Origin of the sequence: Desulfococcus multivorans, from assembly GCF_001854245.1 — a bacterium.
GTDB classification, from domain to species: domain Bacteria; phylum Desulfobacterota; class Desulfobacteria; order Desulfobacterales; family Desulfococcaceae; genus Desulfococcus; species Desulfococcus multivorans.
This window is the reverse complement of record NZ_CP015381.1, coordinates 1,603,789-1,623,436: the sequence shown is the minus strand read 5'-3', so window position 1 is coordinate 1,623,436 and position 19,648 is coordinate 1,603,789. Positions and strand designations below refer to the sequence as shown.

Below are 19,648 nucleotides of genomic sequence, written 5' to 3'. Positions count from 1 at the left end.
GACAACACCATGAGTTATTCTTTGTTAGACGCCATCGGCAATACGCCAATGGTCGAAATTCGCCGACTGAACCCCAACCCGAAGGTCCGGATTCTGGCCAAGCTGGAATACATGAACCCCGGGGGATCCATCAAGGACCGTCCGGCCCTTTACATGATCGAGGCGGGCGAAACATCGGGAGAACTCACCCCCGAAAAGACCGTTATCGAGGCCACCAGCGGAAACACAGGCATCGGCCTTGCCATGGTTTGTGCGGTCAAAGGGTACAAATTGCTCCTGGCCATGTCTGAATCGGCCAGCGAGGAACGCCGAAAAATCCTCAAAGCCAGGGGTGCCGAAATTCTGCTCACGCCCGGCCACCTGGGAACGGACGGCGCCATCGAAGCGGTCTACCGGCTTGTCCGGGAACACCCGGAGGCCTATTTCATGGCTGACCAATACAACACCGAAGCCAACTGGAAAGCCCACTATTACGGCACCGCCGTCGAAATCTGGGAACAGACCGAAAAGACCGTCACGACCCTGGTGGCCACCATGGGTACTACCGGAACCCTCATGGGTCTCTCCCGCCGGCTCAAGGAGTTCAATCCAAACATCCGGATCGTGGGTGTCGAGCCCTATCTGGGTCACAAGATCCAGGGACTCAAGAACATGAAAGAAGCCTATGAACCCGGTATTTTCGAGAAAGAGCGGCTTGACAAGAAGGTCAACATCGACGACGAGGAGGCCTTCGAGACGGCCAGGAAGTTGGCTCGGGAGGAGGGACTTTTCGTGGGCATGAGCAGCGGCGCCGCCATGGCCGTCGCCGCCAAGGAAGCCCAGACGATGTCATCGGGTACCATCGTGGTCATCTTTCCGGACAGCGGGGAGCGGTATTTGAGCACGCCGCTTTTTACGGTCGCGGACAAGGTCGTCATGAGGGTCTTCAACACCATGCACCGGCGTAAGGAACCTCTGGAGCCCATGTTGCCCGGAAAGGTCTCCGTCTACTCCTGCGGTCCCACCGTCCATGCCCGGCTGCATCCCGATGAATGGCGACGGTTCGTCTTCGCGGATTTACTGTGTCGATACCTCCGATATCGTGGATACGACGTCACCCACGTGATGAACATCACCGATCTTGACGACAAGACCATCAACGGTTCCGCCAAGTCGGGAATGGCGCTTTCAGCGTTTACCCAGCAATATATCGATGCCTTCCACAAAGATCTCGAGATACTGGGCATTGCTCCCGCCGACACATATCCCCGGGCCAGCGAACACGTCCGGGAGATGGTCACGCTTGCCGAGAAACTCTATCTCAAGGGGTTCGCCTATGAAAAACTGCGCTCCCTCTACTTCAACATCTCCAAATTCAAGGAATACGGCCGACTGTCGGGCATTGATCTCGACAAGATCCGCCTCGGGGCAACGGTTGACCTGGACGAATACGAAAAGGAGAATCCCAGAGATTTCACGCTCTTCAAGCGGTGCACGCTTTCGGAGCTCAAACGGGGCATTTACACGCCCACCGAGTGGGGTAATGTAAGGCCTTCATGGCACATTCAGTGCACGGCCATGTCCATGAAATATCTCGGGGAGAGTTTCGACATTCATACCAGCGGCCGGACCCTCATGTTTCCCCACCATGAGAACGAAATCGCCATCGCTCAGGCTCTGACCGGAAAGCCCCTGGCCAAATACTGGCTTCACTGTGATCGGGTCCTTATGGACGGGAAAAAAATGGACGAAAACCTGCTGCTCTTCAACCTTGAAGATCTAATGGAAGCAGGCTATACCGGACGGGATATCCGATACTGGCTTTTGTCGACCCACTACCGAAAGCCGGTTCGTTTTTCCACCGAACGCCTGGATGCGGCAAAACGCTCCCTGGGACGACTCAACGCCTGCCTGGGAAACCTTCGAAACGTGACCTCCGGCGCCCCTTATCCCGAATTGGATCAATTGATCTACGACATCAAACAGGGCTTCATCCAGGCCATGGACGAAGACATGAACATCTCGGCGGCCATCGCCTCTCTGTTCCGATCCGTCAAAATCGTCAACAAGTTGGTATTGCAAAAAATGATCGATCCCGAAGGCGCCGTAAGGCTGCTGGAGACCTTCCGAAGCATCAACACGGCCCTCAATATCTTCGACTTGGAAGACGGCGCCGATGACCCGGAGATCGAACGCCTCATCCGGGAAAGAGAGTTGGCCCGAAAGGAGCGGAACTGGCCGCTGGCCGACCGGCTGCGTGAAGATTTGCAGGTCCGAGGCGTGATGGTGCGGGACTCGAAGGTCTGACATTACGTCAGGGGCATGTCGGCACATGATGATCCCGTAAAAAGGGATTTTTTGGGAACCGTCAACACATGGAGGAAACATGGAGCCAATATATTTTCCGTTCACCTACGTATCGCCTTTTGCCGCGACGCTTCTGGGCGCTTGTTTTCCCCGGACGGTCGTTTACCAACCCCTTTCGGATGCGGTTCCCGCAAGCCTCAGAACCTGGGCCGATGAGGGGGGATTCGATATACGGGTTCCGGTGGATATCGACAACGTCCGCCTGCTGAAGCTGCTCGACGAATACCAGAAATGGGCCGATCTCCACGAGGGGAAAGACCTGAAATTTTTCAAAACACAGAGTGGTCGTATACCGTTCTTTGAGGATGTAAGTACTCATCGTCTCAGTACCGACATCAGGAAACGGGTTTCCGGCGAGTCTGATACCCCCTCGACCGATGCGCTCTTCGACGCCCGTTTCTTCCTGGCTGTGGCTCAGGAATTCGACCGGCGGCAAAATGAGCTTCAGGACGGTCTGGCAACCTACCGGGAAATGGAGCGAAAATTCCTGAAGGAGTTGCTGGGTGATCCGGAGGAATCCGACATTGGCCTGGGTGGGTCACCCGCCCTTCATGCCGAAGACCCCGGCGGCCACATGACGGAAAAGCGCCTTGAAACATTCGCCCGGCTGGTTCGAGAGGATAACGCCGAAGATCGACTTTTCGTTACCACGAGTCGGGCCGTTTACAACGCGGTGCGGGATACCATCAGCCCTGCCGGCGAAATTCTCGAAATTCGAGAGATGTCCATTCCCGACCCGAATCGCCTGGCAGCGTTTCAAACCGAAGTTTCGAACCACATCCGAAAATTTCTGGAAAATCCGGTGGAGGCTTCCGAAATCGTCACATTCCCGACACCGGAAAACGACAATGCGCCAAGGTTTTCCCTTACCCTCGTCGACACACGGTTGGAATGCGACGAATTCCTCGACGCGTGTATGGCTCTTTCGACAAATGGAACGCCGAAAAGCGCCGAATCACCGACTGCCGGCGGTGTCCTGATCGGACTTCTCGACGGTACCCCTTGAACCATTTTTTCCTTGACAATTCCTATAAATAGAGTAACATATGTTGCTTTTAAAGTTCTTTTTGTATTGCATTATATTTAAAGGAGGTTACGCAGATGTACGCTGTGGTTAGCTCGGGCGGAAAACAATACAAAGTCCGGGAAGGCGAGACCCTTCGGTTGGAAAAGCTGACTGGAGAGGTAGGCGCACCGGTTTCTTTCGATAAAGTGCTTCTGTTTTCGGATGGCGAAAACGTGACCATCGGCCGGCCGGTTCTCGAAGACGTCCAGGTGAAAGGACATATTGTGGAACAGGGCAGGGCTAAGAAGATCATCGTTTTCAAATACAAACGGCGGAAACGCTATCGGAGAAAACAGGGGCACCGTCAGTCTTTTACGGCGGTTAGAATTGACAGCATCGGCAGCCCCGGTCTGGTTCAAAAAGACGATATGGAAAGTGAGGTATAACGAAAAATGGCACACAAGAAGGCAGGCGGCAGTTCGAAGAACGGCCGCGACAGCAACGGACAGCGCCGTGGTGTCAAGCGCTTCGGCGGTCAGACGGTGAAAGCCGGAAACATACTGGTACGGCAGCTCGGCACCCGGATCCATCCCGGCGAGAACGTCGGCATGGGCAGGGATTATACCCTTTACGCTCTGGTGGACGGCATAGTTGCCTATGAACGGTTCGGCAAAACCCGTAAAAAAGCGAGCGTCTATCCTGCGTGAAATTCATTGACGAGGCAATGATTACCGTCCAATCCGGAAGTGGGGGGAGGGGCTGCGTCAGCTTCAGACGGGAACGTTTCATCCCGAAAGGCGGACCGGACGGTGGTGACGGAGGCAAGGGCGGCGATGTCATCATGGCCGCCACCTCGCAAAAACGGACACTTTACCATTTCAGCTTCAAAAAACACTTTGCAGCCCAGAACGGTTCGGCCGGTCAAGGAAGCCAAAAGACCGGTCGAAGCGGTGAAGACCTGATCATTCCGGTTCCTGTGGGAACCATCGTCAGTGACGCGGAAACCGGAAACATGCTGAAAGACTTCACGGAAGAGGGCGAAACCTTCATCGCGGCCAAGGGCGGCCGAGGCGGCCAGGGGAACACCCGCTTCAAGTCATCGACCCATCGCACCCCCCGCTTTGCCCAACCGGGCGAGCCCGGCGAGATCTTCACTCTCAAACTGGAGCTCAAACTCCTCGCGGATGTCGGTATCATCGGATTTCCCAATGCAGGCAAGTCCACCCTGATCAGCGTCATCTCGTCCGCCAGACCCAAGGTCGGCGATTATCCGTTCACGACCCTTTCACCCAACCTCGGAGTGGTCAAACACGTATGGGGAGAACCGTTCGTCGTGGCGGACATCCCCGGCCTTGTCGAAGGTGCCCACTCGGGGGCGGGGCTGGGGACCCGTTTTCTCCGCCATATCGAGAGAACCCGACTCCTGGTTCACCTGATCGACGCCGTCACCATCGACCCCGATCACCCAATGGCGGGCTATGAAGCCATCAATCACGAACTCGCCGGCTACAACCGGCATCTGGCTGAAAAGCCCCAGCTCGTCGTGCTGAACAAAATGGATCTTCCGGGCGCGGACATTGCAGCAGCCCTTTTTCAGGAAGCGGCGGGCAGACTCCCATTCATGACGATTTCCGCGGCAGCGACTCTGGGAATCGACGTGCTGATCAAAACCATTGCCGAACGTCTCCACCAACTCGACACCGAATCCCATCATGAAAGATAACCGAAGATCCTGTTTCAAAACGGCCCGCCGGATCGTCGTCAAGGTCGGCAGCAATCTACTGACCAAAGACAACGGCCTGAACGTTGATTTCGTCCACGCCATCAGCCGCCAGATCTGCATCATGATCGACAGGGGGCTTCAGGTGGTATTGGTCTCCTCCGGCTCCATGGCCGCAGGTCTCCGTAAGCTCGGTTTGGCAAAACGCCCGGAAGAAATCCCCAAACGCCAGGCCGTATCCGCCGTTGGGCAGGCCAGCCTGATCATGGAATACGAGAAAGCCTTCGAGGCCTGCGGCAAAAAGGTGGCCCAGGTCCTGCTGACCAGCGACGGCCTTTATCAACGGAAGCGATACCTGAACGCCCGAAACACCGTCCACACCCTTCTGTCGTGGCACATTGTACCCATTATCAACGAAAACGACACGGTATCCATCGAGGAGATCAAGTTCGGCGACAACGACACCCTCTCGGCCATGATCGCACTTCTGGTCAACGCCGATATTTTGATCAATCTCACCGACATCGACGGCCTCTATAACAAGGATCCCCGGACCAATATCGACGCGGAGCTGATACCGGTGGTTTCAACCATCAAGAAGGATATCGAGCGTTATGCCAGCGATATCCCGGGAGCGTTGGGTACCGGGGGTATGATGACCAAAATTCGGGCCGCCCGAAAGGTCAACACCGCCGGCATTCCCATGATCATCGCCCAGGGGACCAAGCCGGACATTCTGATCCGTCTTCTGGAAGGGGAACCCCACGGCACCTACTTCGCCCCCAAAAGCCACAAGATGACCAACCGGAAATGCTGGATCGGTTTCACGACCAAGCCCAGGGGCGTCATCCGCATCGACGACGGTGCCGCAAAGGCCATTACCCAGAACGGCAAAAGTCTGCTGCCCGCCGGTATCGTCGACGTCATCGGGGAGTTCGGGGCGGGATCGCCGGTTGAGTTCACCAACGGTGGGGGCGAGGTTCTGGGCACCGGCCTGGTCAACTACAGCGCCGAGGATATCCGCAAGATCATGGGGCTCAAAACCAGCGAAATCAAACGAAAACTCGGCGAGAAACCTTACGACGAAATCATCCACCGGGACAATTTGACCGTTGTCTGGGAATGCGATTGAATACAGCACGGGTCGGCTTCGACAGCATCGATCGTCATTCGACTGTCGGGCATCGGGGACGACAGGTAAAAGGGGAAGATATGAACATTGAATCCGTGATTCTGGAGATGGCTCGGGCGGCGAAAGCGGCCTCCATTTGGATGGCCCGTTGCCCTACGGCTCAAAAAAACAAGGTACTGCTCAACATCGCCGATCGGATCGAGGCGGAAGCCGCAAGCATTCAGGCTGAAAACCAGAAGGATCTGGACCGTGCCCGCGACCTGGGACTCTCGGATGCCATGATCGACCGCCTCACCGTAAAGGACGCCACCATTCAATCCATGGCCCAGGGGCTCCGGGAGGTTGCCGCCCTCGACGATCCCGTGGGGGCCGTCACCAAGACCTGGACCCGGCCCAACGGGCTCGAGGTATCCCGCATGAGAATCCCTCTGGGGGTCATCGGTATTATTTATGAATCCAGGCCTAACGTGACCATCGACGCCGCGGGGCTCTGTTTCAAATCCGGCAACGCCGTCATTCTGAGAGGGGGATCCGAAGCCCTCCATTCCAACCAGGCCCTCGCAGAAATCATCACACGGGCTCTCAAAGCGGCGGACATGCCCGAAAAGGCCGTTCAGATCGTTCCGGTCCGGGATCGCGAGGCGGTGAACATTTTACTGGCTCAAGAGGCGTTCGTCGATCTGATCATTCCCAGAGGCGGCGAGAGTCTCATTCGTTTTGTCGTCGAAAATTCTCGAATCCCCGTCCTGAAGCATTACAAGGGGGTCTGTCATGTCTTCGTCGACGAAAGCGCCGATCTCGACATGGCCGAGGAGATCAGCTTCAATGCCAAGGTTCAGCGCCCGGGCGTTTGCAACGCCATGGAAACCCTCCTGGTCCATCGGACCGTGGCAGACGAGTTCCTGCCGCGTATGGCCCGGCGCTTCGCTGCCGCCGGCGTCGCACTTCGCGGATGCCCCGAAACCTGCCGGATTCTGACCGGAACCTCTCCGGCCACGGAGGCGGACTGGTATGAAGAATACCTCGATCTGGTCCTCGCCGTGCGGGTCGTGGACGATATGGATGCGGCCGTCGCCCACATGACCCAATACGGCTCCAGCCACACCGAGGCCATCGTGACCTCCGACTACCGGCGGGCCCGGCGATTCGTCCGGGAAATGGATGCTTCGGTCGTTCTCGTCAATGCCTCGACGCGGTTTAACGACGGTGGGCAGTTGGGATTGGGCGCCGAAATCGGCATCAGCACCTCCAAGCTTCATGCCTTTGGCCCCATGGGCATCGACGAACTCACCACGACCAAGTTCGTAGTTTTCGGGGACGGACAGATCCGGTCCTGAAGTTTCCTTGATCCGACAACGATTCAGGAAACGACGATCTTTAATCCATTCAACTTTCGGTTTTCAGGGGTTCGTGACAAGTCGAAAGTTGATAAGCCAAAGGAACGCATGTTTTAAAATGACTGACAATACGGCCACGGCGCCGAATACCGATGCCCGTCTCGATCGCTATGTCCGGGCGGCTCTCGGCAAAAAAGCCCTGGGACTGGTGGTTCTCGATGTGGGCAAACTGACATCCATCGCGGATTATTTCATCATCTGCAGCGGTCGGTCGAACCGGCAGGTGTCCGCCATCGCCGAACACATTCAGACAACCCTCAAGGCAGAAGGCATCCGCCCCCTCAGCGTCGAAGGCGCAAAAAGCGGCCACTGGGTACTCCTTGATTACGGCCATGTGATTCTTCACGTCTTTTACGACGCCATCCGCAGCTTTTACGATCTCGAGGGGCTTTGGGCCGACGCACGCCGCATCAAAACCGCCGATATGATCGCCGCTGCCGCTGTGTCCAATACCGACGGCACATCCGAACTGAGAAGCAGTCGCGGATCCGCCGACGCATCACAAGAAACGGAGGTGCATGATGAAGCCTGACCCGATAGAATTCGATCCATCGAAAACCGGCGGCAGAAGCAACGGTCGTCTGTGCATGCTCATGATCCTTGACGGCTGGGGTATCGACAGTGAGGGCAAAGGCAACGCGGTCAGCCTGGCGCGAACCCCGACCCTTGATCGGCTCTCGACCGAGTACCCCACCACGCAACTCCGCTGCTCAGGTGAATCCGTCGGACTGCCCGCCGGCATCATGGGCAATTCCGAAGTCGGGCACCTCAACATCGGCGCCGGACGAATCGTCTATCAGGATCTTCTTCGCATCGACCGGGCCATCGAGGACGGCAGTTTTTTCACGAACACCGTCTTTAGCGACACCATGGCAAGCGTCAAGCAAAACGGATCCGCTCTCCATTTGATGGGACTGGTTTCCGACGGCGGGGTCCACAGCCAGATCAAGCACCTCCTGGCCCTTCTCGACATGGCCAGAAATGCGGGCGTACCAAGGACGTATGTTCATGCCATTACCGACGGGCGAGACACCTCTCCCACCGGCGGAGAGGACTACCTCCGGCGAGTGAAGGCGCACATGACCGCCCATGGATACGGCCAGATTGCTTCCGTCTGCGGACGTTATTATGCCATGGACCGGGATCGGCGGTGGGAGCGGATCGAATCGGCCTATCAACTCTACACGGAAGGCGCAGGCATCCCGGAAACCGATCCTGTTGAAGCCGTCCGGAACGCTTACCGCCGGGGCGAAACCGATGAATTCATCAAACCTGTCGTAATCGCCGACGAATCCCAGAAATCCATTGCCGTCATTGACGATGGGGATGCCGTCATTTTTTTCAATTTTCGTGCCGACCGCGCCCGGGAGATAACATCGGCTTTCACCGACCCGTCCTTCAGCGGTTTCGCCCGAAAACGGCAGCCCAATATCGCCGTCTACGCCACCATGACCGCCTATGACGAAACCTTTACCCTTCCCATTGCATTTCCGCCGATCCATTTGGACGATATTCTCGGAGAGGTGGTGAGCCGTCAGGGGATTCGTCAGCTTCGCATCGCAGAGACGGAAAAATACGCCCATGTCACCTATTTCTTCAACGGTGGCGAGGAGGCGCCCTTTCCCGGCGAAGACCGGGTACTGATTCCCTCCCCCCGGGAAGTGGCGACCTACGATGAAAAGCCCGAAATGAGCGCCCTTGAGGTGACCGAAGCGGTCCTGGACCGTCTTCGAACCCGGGCCTACGGCATGGTTGTTCTGAACTTCGCCAACATGGACATGGTCGGCCACACAGGCGTGATTCCGGCGGCGGTGAAAGCCTGTGAGACGGTGGACCGGTGCGTAGCGAAAATCGTCGACGAAGTCCTGGCTCAGGACGGTGCCGTCATCATCACGGCCGACCACGGCAATGCCGAAAAGATGATCGGCGACGACGGAAATCCCTACACCGCTCATACCGTCAACCCGGTTCGTCTCATCCTGGTGGACGAACGCCGGAAGACCATTCGGCTTCGGGAGGGCAAGCTTGGTGATATCGCTCCAACGATGCTGAATATTATGGGCATCGACAAGCCTGAAGCCATGACGGGGAAATCCCTGATGGACTGACGCCCGGCTTACCGAAAACGGTATTCTGCATTCCTTTAAACCTATCGATATGACGGCAGCATTATGGAGGAACACGCCATGGTCCCTCACCCTCAAACGGAAACCCTCGTGGATTTCATCACCGGCAGAACCGTACCCAACATCGGGGCCGAGGAAAATCGTCAGGCCGTTGAACGCTTTCTGGTCGAAGAGAAGGGGTTTTTCCCAACCGACATCACCGTGGACCTTCCCCTCGAGGTCGATATCGCAGGCGAAATCTATCGTTCCAAAATCGATATCGTGGTCCGCATTGCCGGAAGAATTTTGATGTGTATCAAATGCGCCCCGGGCTCACTAGGGTCGCGGGAACGGGAGATTGTTGCCGCAGCGAGACTTCTGACCCCATTCCCCTCACCCTATGCCGTGGTGTCAGACGGAAAGACCGCCCTGGTGATCGAGACCCTTTCCGGAAAAAGGATCGCCCAGGGGCTCGATGCCGTTCCCTCAAAGGATGATGCAACCCGACGCCTGTCGGACATGAGCCCGGAAGCCTTTCCCGAAGAAAAGCGATACCGGGAGGGCCTTATTTTCAGGTCCTATGACAGCATGAATGTCAACCGCATCATGAGCGGCGAAGCATGATCGCGGTGATGTGATCATATGAGCGCCCCTTGCCCGCAAAACCCGGTCGACACGCCATGGCCGACATCCTGCTGATCCAGCCCCCCATCCGGGATTTCTACCTCACTGAAAAACGGACCATTCCTTACGGTCTGGCCTGTATCGCCGCCGAACTGCTGAAAAACGGATTCACCGTCGACATTATGGACGCCCTGGCCGTCGGCAAATCCCGGGAGATCGCACTACCCTCCGAGATGGACTATCTGAGAAGATTCTACGGCAAAATCGACATCTCGCCCTTCGGTCTCTTCCATACCTTCAAACATTTTGGCTACAGCTATGCGCATATCGGAAAAACGGCCCGTGACTCCGGAGCATTTCTGGTGGGCATTTCCTCGCTGTTCACCGCGTACAGCGACGAGGCCCTGGAAACGGCTCGAACCGTCAAGGCCTTTCATCCCCGGTGCCGCATTGTCATGGGCGGTCACCATCCAACGGTCCTTCCCGAGACGGTCATGGCCGAAGATGCCGTCGACTTTGTCATCCGGGGAGAAGGCGAGACAGCCATGACCCTTTTGGCCTGCGCCCTGAGAAAGGGCAGAAATGTCTCGGCGGTTCCCGGCATTGTCTTTCGAAAGCCCGATCGTACCCTCGCCGTGAGCCCCCCTGTCGAGCTGGAAAACCTGGACGCCCATCCCCTCCCCGCTTTGGACCTGATCCGGCATGCCTACTATCGGCGAAACCATAAGGGCGCCGCGGTGGTCATGACGAGCCGAGGCTGTCCCATGAACTGCAGCTATTGTGCCGTAGGCGGAGGTGCCGTCCGCTATCGGGTACGATCCAAGGCGCAGGTGATCCGCGAGATGGAGACGGCCGTCACCCGTTATGGGGCAAGGTTCATCGACTTCGAAGATGAAAACCTTTCACTGGATCGCGACGGGTTTCTGGCGCTTCTCGACGACACGGCACGGCGGTTTCAGGGTCTCGATTTGGAGCTGAGAGCCATGAACGGGCTTTTTGCCCCATCCCTGGATGCGACGATGATCCGCGCCATGAAACTCGCGGGCTTCCGTACGCTGAACCTCTCCCTGGGGACGACCGCACCGGGGCAACTCCGGCGATTCAGGCGCCCGGATGTTAAAAAAGCGACGGAAGCGGCCGTTTCGGCAGCCCGGGAGGAGGGGTTGAACGTCGTCTGTTACATTATCGTGGGAGCTCCCGACCAATCAGCGCAGGATTCCCTCCGGGATCTTCTCTATCTGGCCGACCTCGACGTCCTCGCCGGAATTTCGGTTTACTATCCCGCGCCCGGGAGCGCCGACTACGCGAAACTCTCGAATGACGGCCTTCTTCCGAAACGATTTTCCCTCATGCGATCCACTGCGCTTCCGCTTTCCCTCAAGACCACCCGGCGGGAGTCGGTCACCTTGCTTCGCCTGGGACGAATTCTCGGCTTCATGCGTTTGCTCCTGAATTCAGGTGAGCGCCTGCCTCAGGCAAGGCCTCTCCGGGAATCCGGTCTCGATCCACACGGGTCTCGCAACCGCCTTGGGAGGGCTTTGCTTGCCGCTTTTTTCCATGACAGCCGCATCCGCGGCATGACCCCTGACGGCGAGATATTTGATCATAACGTATCGTCGGAGTTGGCGCTTTCTTTCAGGGACGGGTTGAAAAATATTTTTGATATTTAATCATTTTAGTATTAATACAGAATTTTACAATAGCACACCATTAACGGTGTCTGAAAAATGGTGATGAAGGCTTGACTCGATCCCACAATTGGTATAAGGCACTTTCGGCGGCCAAAACCGGATGACGGATTGGCAGCCAAAGTGAAATATCCAATAAGTTCCGATGAATATAAAAAATTCGGATCGTTAATCAACCCTAAAAGGAGATACAAGAATGGGCTACCCTGTCGTTGACGAAGAAAAATGTGTTGGCTGTGAAGAATGTGTGGATAATTGTCCTCAGGACGTGTTCGAGATGGAGAACAACAAATCCAAAGTGGTCAACCCGGATGAATGCGTCATGTGCGAAAGCTGTGTCGAGGTCTGTGAAGCGGACGCCATTGAGTTGGTCGAAGACTAACAGCGCCGTCCCCAGGTAACCGGTGGGCCTCCCCGACAAACAATTCAGCATCGGGGAGGCCTGAACGAACGCCGGCATATTGTTATTTTTTCCAAATGGTAGACGGTTATTGCACAATCATTCCCTGCCTCAGCCTACCGCCCAACGTCCATATAGGTATCATAGATCTGGTGACCCTGTTTATCCTTCGGGGAAAATATCCGTGTCAGATACCGTCGTTATCCAAAATATCGATTCAGTGCTCATGCACTGCCTTCCGGATCTCCATGGCGTCTTTTTGTCGAGGCCATGGAAATCCGATTTGAAAGGACAAAAAAATGGCTTTTACCCCCACCGTAGATGAAACGAAATGTGTCGGATGTGAAGAATGCGTAGACGTCTGTCCCGTGGAGGTCTTCGAAATGCAGGACGGCAAATCCGTCCCTGTAAATGCTGAGGAGTGTATCGGTTGCGAAAGTTGCGTCGAGGTTTGCGAAGTGGATGCGATCACCGTCGAGGAGAACTGAGCCTGAAATCTCCAAAGCCCCGCCGTAACCGATGACGGGGGTCGCAAGGCGCTTATGATGATAAAAACGCCGCCCGTTTCCGGAAGAACCGGCGGCGTTTCATGCTTTCAGGTCAGAATCTTGTCTATGATCTCACCTTGACCGTTGAGGAGAAACACCACAAAACCGTTGGCGGCCGCCTCCCGGATCAGGTCGTCGTAGTGAACTGCCTGGGCTTCGTATTTTCGGCCTTTCTCCAGTTTCATCCGACTATAGCACTTGAGCGCCTCCTCCTTCTCGATAAACGCCGGAATGAATGATATATCGTCTTCCTGATAGTGTTGACCGACATACCGCTCATCATTGCCGGGATCTTGAACAAACACCCACACCCATCCGCTTTCGTTGATCAGTTCGTGCATCTTTCATGTCCTCTTTCCTGAATAACTATTTTTCGACAATCTTCGCCGCCTGAAAATCGCGGACTTTATTGCGATAGAGCTCCGCAGACGCCTTCAAGACATCGAGAATCGTCTCGGGGAGCGTTTTCTTGAGGGTGGCCGGCACGCCCGCCACCAGGTGAAAAGGTCCCACCGTCTTTCCCTCCATGACCAACGCGTTGGACGCGATGATGGAACCTCGTTTGATGTGGGCACCGCTCAAAACGGTCGAATGGATGCCGATGAGACAAAGATCCTCGACGATGCAGCCATGCACCACGGTGTTATGACCCACGGTCACGTTATCGCCGATGATCGTGGGCTTCCCTTCGTCGATATGGACGGTACAATTGTCCTGGATGTTCGTGCTTCGGCCGATCCGGATGATGTCCGAATCCCCCCGGATGACCGTATTGAACCAAATGCTCGATCCGTCTCCGATCTCGACGTCGCCGATCACCACCGCGTTCGGCGCGATGAACACATTCTTTCCGATTCTGGGGCGTTTTCCCTTGAATTCAATAATCATGTCGTCTCCTGTCGATCCGATTCCCGGATGTCCCGTCGGTGTTTGCAGACCGAGATGCATGCTCTCCAAAACGAACGGGGATGTCAACGTTTAACTGGCGCATCCGATCAGGACTTTTCTCGTTTCGCCGAGCCGTCCAACTCATCGAAAATATCAACCGTCCAACACCGATCCGACACAACCGAAAAAAAATCGCTCCTTCAGTCGGGCATGGAGTTGAGAAGCCCTCTCCAGGCCGGTACAATGAGAAACCCCCACTTTGTCGATACGGTATCGGTCGATGGCCCTGACGGTTTCCTCAAACTGTGCATCGCCTGCGAACGCTAAATGGGTGCCGCCGATGACGGCATAGATCCGGTCCCGGCCGGTTTCGGCCATGACATGTTCGATGATATTGACCATACCGGCATGGGCGCATCCCAATACCAGAATGAGGCCCGCGTCCGAATCGACAATCATCGACAGATCGTCCGGAATCGGGTCGGGATCCAACGTCCGCCCGTCGGCCGTACGAGCGAACATGTGGGGATCCCCTTTCTCGAAAGATGTCTTCCGAGGAATTTCTCCCGTCAGATAAACACCCGGCCCCACCTCGGTCATATCGGTAGCGAGACGAAAATCAGCACCCAGGGATTCCAGCCAGCTTCGTCGGTAAGGAATGCCGATGTCCCGCCGCTTGCCGCCTACGCTGTAAAATCGCTCAACAAAGATGCCCGGATGTCCGTGGACCGGAACATCGCCCCGCATCTTCAGGACCGCCGGCAGCCCGCCGGTGTGGTCATAGTGGCCATGGCTGATCATGACTGCCGCGATCTTTCTCAGGTCCTTGCCAAGGGCCAGAGCATTCGATAGAATTCCAAAGCCCTGACCGGTATCAAACAAGTACTCGCCGCTATCCGTCTCCACATGGCAGGAAAAACCGTGCTCACCGATGACGCCAAGCGGTACGCCGATCGAATTTTCGCACAGAATGGTCAACCGTGCTTTCATGGATCCTCCTCTCGGAATATTGATGGAATATTTTTCCTTACCGTTGCCGGCGACCGCAAGGGCTGATTGGAAATATGTCTTTATTTATAATGGATAATTCCGCGATGTCAAATTCATTATGGGATCGCCTTCAGCCGATCGCATCAGAGCAAATCGAATTTTTTAAAAAACCGCATTGCATTCGAGCTGGTTTTACCTGTATGGAATAAAAGGGCCTTTAAGGATCCATCGCACCAACAGAAGGCCAATGGTTGGGTTTAAAAAACCTTTCGACCCCTTCGTTCAGATCCCCGACAAATTGTGGCCCCGTTAGGTCTTGTCAACAGCTTCTCATCCAAGGAACATATCCATGCGCATCGAATATGAAGTGAAGCTCGGATTCAAGGATGTCATGATCCGCCCCAAACGCTCCACCCTCAAAAGTCGCGCTCAGGTGGATCTCAACCGAACCTACGTGTTTCGTCACACCCAGAAGACCTGGACCGGTATCCCGGTCATCGCCGCCAACATGGACACCGTGGGCACCTTTGCCATGACCGACGAATTGGCCCGGTACGGCCTGCTCACGGCCGTCCACAAACACTATTCCCCGGACGACTGGCAGCGTTTCCTCGAAACCAGGGCACCTTCCATCTATGATCACATCATGGTGAGTGCCGGCGCCTCGGATGAAGACTTCATCAAACTCAAGGATATTATTCGGCGCAGCCCCAAACTTTCGTTCATCTGTATCGACGTGGCCAATGGCTACACCGAGTTTTTCGTGGATTATGTCAAGAAAATCAGGGAGACGTTTCCTGAAAAGCTCATCGCCGCCGGAAACGTCGTCACGGGGGAGATGGTGGAGGAGCTGATCCTGGCCGGGGCCGACATGATCAAGGTGGGTATCGGGCCGGGATCGGTCTGCACCACCCGGGTAAAGACGGGCGTCGGATACCCCCAACTCTCGGCCATCATCGAATGCGCCGATGCGGCGCACGGCCTCAAGGGCCTCATCATCGCAGACGGCGGCTGCACCTGCCCCGGCGACGTGGCCAAGGCATTCGGGGCCGGAGCCGACTTCGTCATGCTGGGGGGAATGTTCGCCGGACACGACGAATGCGGTGGGGAGATTCTCGAACTTGGCGGCGAGCGATGCGTCGAGTTCTACGGAATGAGTTCAAGCACGGCCATGGAAAAATACAACGGTGGTGTTGCCGAATACCGGGCTTCCGAGGGAAAAACCGTTATCGTACCTTACCGGGGAAGCGTTGAGGGTACGGTCCAGGACATCCTTGGGGGTATCCGTTCGACCTGCACCTACGTCGGGGCAGCCAAGCTCAAGGAACTGGCCAAGCGGACCACCTTCATCCGGACGACGGAGCAGGAAAACAAGACCTTCAAATAGCCCCCTCGGCATCACTGCCGGTCTCTCGTTTCCGTATGAAGGCGAAGCGTTTCGCAGTTTCCATAACGGTTTTCAAGGGGAGATTCGTTTCACAGGCAATCCGACGGCAATCGTCATACTCGGGCTTGACATTGATGATCTCGTCTTCCCGAAAGGCGAACTTGCAGCGGACCGTCCCCAACGGCGTGTCGCAGGAGACGACGACTCTGCGTGCCGTAATTCGGTCCTCGGTCCGCCATCGAACGCCGATACTGGTGGTCTCGCGCATCAGTACGTCTGCGAAAATCCGCACGTGCTCCGGCCGGCAAACGACGGTCGCAAGCGTGCCCGGACGGTGCTTTTTCATCTGGACAGGCGACAAAAACACGTCCAGAGCCCCCATATCGAACAGCCGTTGAACCACATGACCCCAGATCTGGGGATCCATGTCGTCCACGACGGTCTCCATCACCGCCACCTGCTCGGTCCGATAGCCGGCAGCGTCGTCCTCGGTGTCGCCGATTTGAACACGCAGCAGATTGGGAATTTCGAGGTCGGCCGTGCCGGCACCGTAGCCCACGGATGCCGTCCGCATGGCCGGCATGGGTCCGAACCCCGAGGCGAGGGTGGTGAGAATGGCGGCCCCCGTGGGTGTGAGGAGTTCGCTCCGAATCCCCTGATCATAAACAGGAACCCCCCTGAGCAACTCGGCGGTGGCCGGGGCCGGCACCGGCAGGATGCCGTGGGCGCTCGCCACAGTACCGCCCCCGACATGAAGCGCCGAACAATAGACCGCCTCGACACCGAGTAGGTCCAGTCCGGCGACACCGCCTACGACGTCGACCACCGCGTCCACGGCACCCACCTCGTGAAAATGAACCTCGTCCCTGGCTATTCGATGTACTGTCGCTTCAGCATCGGCCAGACGTTCAAACACCGCAAGACTCCTCGCCTTGACGGCAGGCTTCAGGCTGCTTTTCTCGATCATTGCCCGAATCCCGGGCAGCCGCCGGTGCTGATGACGGTGGACGGCTTCGTCCACCGCGACATTGACGAACGTCCCACCAATCCCGCGTCGAATGGCGGAAAAGACCCTGAGATCGTATCCCTTGAGGCCCAATTTTTCCAACTCGCCGGTAAGGCGCCCGACGTCAAGACCCGCGTCCAGGAGGGCACCCAGGATCATATTCCCGGCGGCACCCGCAAAACAGTCAAAATAAGCGATCTTCATCCGTTGCGTCCCGATCAGTCCATCAATTGCCGGTCTTTTCCCCCGACCGGCGCTTCCTATATCTACCCTGCCCCCTGCGGCCTGTCAACCAACAGGTGTTTCACCATACCACCCGGCAAAAAAAGATTTGAGGTTTTTCTTGAAAAGAAAGCGGAAGAAGCTTATTTTTACCGCTATAACTCAGACCGAACCTGGCTCGACCACAATCGACTACCAAAAAACATGCGGAATTTTTAGTTGGGCTCGCACGTGTTCGGCGTTTCATCTCACCACACCCCACGTTATCTCAGACGGTCTGTCCAACATGAGAGGCTACGCAAATGACGGAACAGATGACGCTTCTGCCGCTTCACCGGCTGGGTCCCCGGGAAACGTCCCCCCGTGTCGTCAACTTCAGCATCCTGATGCCCTGGATTTCAGCCGATTCCGGCTATCGCATGTGGGTCAAGATCATCCATGAACACGACCAGTTCCTCCAGGAAATCGCCCCTGAGAGGTTTGAGATGACCCATGGCGAAGACCCGGACTACGGCGATATCTGGCGGGCCGAGGTCGATATCGGTGCCCGCCCCAAAGCTCACGCAGCCTCCCGGTGGGGAGAGCCCGGTAAATACGTCTATCGGTACCTGCTTGAACATCCCGATATCTCAGGCGACGTGGACTGGATCATTGATCCTTTCGCCCGGGAATTCGGGGTCGGGAAACTGTCGGCTATAACGATCGGGTATGTCCCTTATCAGTGGAGCGAAGCCGAAACGCATTGGACGGTCCCCATCCTGTCCGATCTGGTGCTCTACGAGTTGATGATCAGCGAATTCGGCGGAGACATCGACCGCACCATCGATCGTCTCGATTATCTGGCGGACCTTGGCATCAACGGCATCGAGATCATGCCCGTATCCAACACGGCCAACACCGTGGACTGGGGATTTCTGCCCATCGGCTATTTTGGCGTGGACGAGCGATTCGGCAACCGCAAAAACTTTCAGCGGCTTATCGATGCCGCTCATCAGCGGGGCATCGCCGTCATCCTGGACGCCGTCTACGGCCATACCAGCGAAAGCTTTCCTTACAGCTACCTCTATCGCCGATTGGGTTTCAATGAAAACCCCTTCATGGGATCCTTCGCCAAGAACTATTTTGGCGAAAGCACGGACTTTCGGCATGCCTTTACACGGAATTTCTTTTTTACCGTCAACCATCACTGGCTCGACTGCTATCATATCGACGGTTTCCGATACGATTGCGTTCCCAATTACTGGGACGGCCCCATGGGACAAGGTTATGCCGCTCTCGTCTATCACACCTTCCAGCACCTGAAGGCGAAAACGGCCGAAGGGGGACACTGGCGACGCTTTGCCGGCGACGAGGGGATCCGGCTCATCCAGTGTGCCGAACAGCTTGAAGCGCCCAGGGAGATTCTCGAGACATCCTACTCCACCTGCACCTGGCAGAACGAGACCCTGGAAGCGGCAAGGCGGGCGACGCTTGGGAACCCTTCCGACCTCGAAAGCCTCGGGCTTCGGTTCGGCCTTTTCCAGTATCCGACCGAGGTAACGTCCGGCGGAGATTCCCTCGCCAAATCAGCCCTTCAGTATATCGAAAATCATGATCACTCGCGGTTCGTCTGCAACTTCGGCATCCTTAACCGTGATCGCAGCGATCTCCTGAGCGAGGGAGATCGAGGTCTCTGGTTCAAAACCCAACCCTATCTCATCGGCCTGATGACCGCCAAGGGCATCCCCATGATCTGGCAGGGACAGGAGTTTGCGGAGAACTACGCCGTTCCCGAACATGGATGGGGACGCATCCTCATGTTCCGGCCGGTGCGGTGGGACTATTTCTACGATCCCATCGGAAAACGCGTCATTTCGCTGGTGCGCAAGCTGATCAGAATCCGGCGAAACCGGATACAGATGCGCTGCGGGGAACATTACTTCTACAACCATTTCAATCGATACCAGAGCAAGGGGGTGATGCTCTTCGCCCGGTGCTGGGAGGCACAATTCAGCCTTGTAGCGCTCAACTTCGGTGACCAGGAGCAGCGGGTTTCCTTCAGTTTTCCGTTTGCAGGCGACTACATCGAGGAACTGCACGGCGAGGACAACCTGGCCAATATCGCCCAAAAACAGGTGGTGTGGCTGACCGTCCCAAGCAATTACGGCCGCATCTGGACGATCGTTACGGCAGAATAAAGGGAAAATACC

At 56.3% G+C, this 19,648-nt stretch carries 19 protein-coding genes; 15 read left to right on the top strand and 4 right to left on the bottom strand.

The window, feature by feature from the left end; translation table 11 throughout:
- Positions 1-9 precede the first annotated feature (9 nt).
- From cysS to dmul_RS06930, 13 genes are all read left to right on the top strand, one after another.
- Entirely contained in the window at positions 10-2,286 is a 2,277-nt protein-coding gene (gene cysS, locus dmul_RS06990) for a cysteine--tRNA ligase (RefSeq protein WP_020878315.1), read from the top strand.
- 79 nt (positions 2,287-2,365) lie between these two features.
- Positions 2,366-3,352, top strand: coding sequence for a hypothetical protein (locus dmul_RS06985; protein ID WP_020878314.1), 987 nt, complete (start codon positions 2,366-2,368; stop codon positions 3,350-3,352).
- 95 nt (positions 3,353-3,447) lie between these two features.
- Complete coding sequence (rplU, locus tag dmul_RS06980) at positions 3,448-3,798, top strand: 50S ribosomal protein L21 (RefSeq protein WP_020878313.1); 351 nt, start codon at positions 3,448-3,450, stop codon at positions 3,796-3,798.
- 6 nt (positions 3,799-3,804) lie between these two features.
- Positions 3,805-4,059, top strand: coding sequence for a 50S ribosomal protein L27 (rpmA, locus tag dmul_RS06975; RefSeq protein ID WP_020878312.1), 255 nt, complete (start codon positions 3,805-3,807; stop codon positions 4,057-4,059).
- Complete coding sequence (gene obgE, locus dmul_RS06970; RefSeq protein WP_020878311.1) at positions 4,056-5,075, top strand: GTPase ObgE; 1,020 nt, start codon at positions 4,056-4,058, stop codon at positions 5,073-5,075. Before rpmA ends, obgE begins: the two co-directional genes overlap by 4 nt.
- Positions 5,065-6,204, top strand: coding sequence for a glutamate 5-kinase (gene proB / locus dmul_RS06965; protein WP_020878310.1), 1,140 nt, complete (start codon positions 5,065-5,067; stop codon positions 6,202-6,204). The genes obgE and proB overlap by 11 nt, the downstream gene beginning before the upstream one ends.
- 80 nt (positions 6,205-6,284) lie before the next feature.
- The gene (locus tag dmul_RS06960; RefSeq protein WP_020878309.1) at positions 6,285-7,541 is read left to right on the top strand and encodes a glutamate-5-semialdehyde dehydrogenase; all 1,257 of its coding nucleotides are present in this window, start codon (positions 6,285-6,287) and stop codon (positions 7,539-7,541) included.
- 118 nt (positions 7,542-7,659) lie between these two features.
- The gene (gene rsfS / locus dmul_RS06955; RefSeq protein WP_020878308.1) at positions 7,660-8,133 is read left to right on the top strand and encodes a ribosome silencing factor; all 474 of its coding nucleotides are present in this window, start codon (positions 7,660-7,662) and stop codon (positions 8,131-8,133) included.
- Complete coding sequence (gene gpmI, locus dmul_RS06950; protein WP_276327570.1) at positions 8,120-9,709, top strand: 2,3-bisphosphoglycerate-independent phosphoglycerate mutase; 1,590 nt, start codon at positions 8,120-8,122, stop codon at positions 9,707-9,709. The genes rsfS and gpmI overlap by 14 nt, the downstream gene beginning before the upstream one ends.
- Before the next feature lie 63 nt (positions 9,710-9,772).
- Complete coding sequence (locus dmul_RS06945; RefSeq protein WP_234979164.1) at positions 9,773-10,330, top strand: type I restriction enzyme HsdR N-terminal domain-containing protein; 558 nt, start codon at positions 9,773-9,775, stop codon at positions 10,328-10,330.
- A gap of 29 nt (positions 10,331-10,359) precedes the next feature.
- On the top strand, positions 10,360-12,000 hold the full coding sequence (locus dmul_RS06940; RefSeq protein WP_144016517.1) for a B12-binding domain-containing radical SAM protein: 1,641 nt from the start codon (positions 10,360-10,362) through the stop codon (positions 11,998-12,000).
- A gap of 214 nt (positions 12,001-12,214) precedes the next feature.
- Complete coding sequence (locus dmul_RS06935) at positions 12,215-12,400, top strand: ATP-binding protein (RefSeq protein WP_020878304.1); 186 nt, start codon at positions 12,215-12,217, stop codon at positions 12,398-12,400.
- A gap of 317 nt (positions 12,401-12,717) precedes the next feature.
- Entirely contained in the window at positions 12,718-12,906 is a 189-nt protein-coding gene (locus dmul_RS06930) for a ferredoxin (RefSeq protein ID WP_020878303.1), read from the top strand.
- 107 nt (positions 12,907-13,013) lie between these two features.
- Here the strand turns inward: dmul_RS06930 and dmul_RS06925 are convergent, their stop codons facing one another.
- The 3 genes from dmul_RS06925 to dmul_RS06915 form a co-directional block, all read right to left on the bottom strand.
- Positions 13,014-13,307, bottom strand: coding sequence for a hypothetical protein (locus dmul_RS06925; protein ID WP_020878302.1), 294 nt, complete (start codon positions 13,305-13,307; stop codon positions 13,014-13,016).
- A gap of 25 nt (positions 13,308-13,332) precedes the next feature.
- Positions 13,333-13,854, bottom strand: coding sequence for a gamma carbonic anhydrase family protein (locus tag dmul_RS06920; RefSeq protein ID WP_020878301.1), 522 nt, complete (start codon positions 13,852-13,854; stop codon positions 13,333-13,335).
- Between the two features lie 153 nt (positions 13,855-14,007).
- Positions 14,008-14,844 carry an MBL fold metallo-hydrolase gene (locus dmul_RS06915; RefSeq protein WP_020878300.1) on the bottom strand — a complete coding sequence of 279 codons (837 nt, stop codon included), beginning with the start codon at positions 14,842-14,844 and terminating at the stop codon, positions 14,008-14,010.
- A gap of 349 nt (positions 14,845-15,193) precedes the next feature.
- Here dmul_RS06915 and dmul_RS06910 point away from each other — a divergent pair, with 349 nt between their 5' ends.
- The gene (locus dmul_RS06910; protein ID WP_020878299.1) at positions 15,194-16,231 is read left to right on the top strand and encodes a GMP reductase; all 1,038 of its coding nucleotides are present in this window, start codon (positions 15,194-15,196) and stop codon (positions 16,229-16,231) included.
- On the opposite strand, the gene larC is transcribed toward dmul_RS06910, so the two are convergent.
- Entirely contained in the window at positions 16,224-17,441 is a 1,218-nt protein-coding gene (gene larC / locus dmul_RS06905; protein ID WP_020878298.1) for a nickel pincer cofactor biosynthesis protein LarC, read from the bottom strand. The genes dmul_RS06910 and larC overlap by 8 nt on opposite strands.
- Before the next feature lie 320 nt (positions 17,442-17,761).
- On the opposite strand from larC, the gene dmul_RS06900 reads away from it, so the two are divergent.
- Positions 17,762-19,636: an alpha-amylase family glycosyl hydrolase gene (locus dmul_RS06900; protein WP_020878297.1), complete on the top strand. Its 1,875-nt coding sequence runs from the start codon at positions 17,762-17,764 to the stop codon at positions 19,634-19,636.
- Positions 19,637-19,648 lie beyond the last annotated feature (12 nt).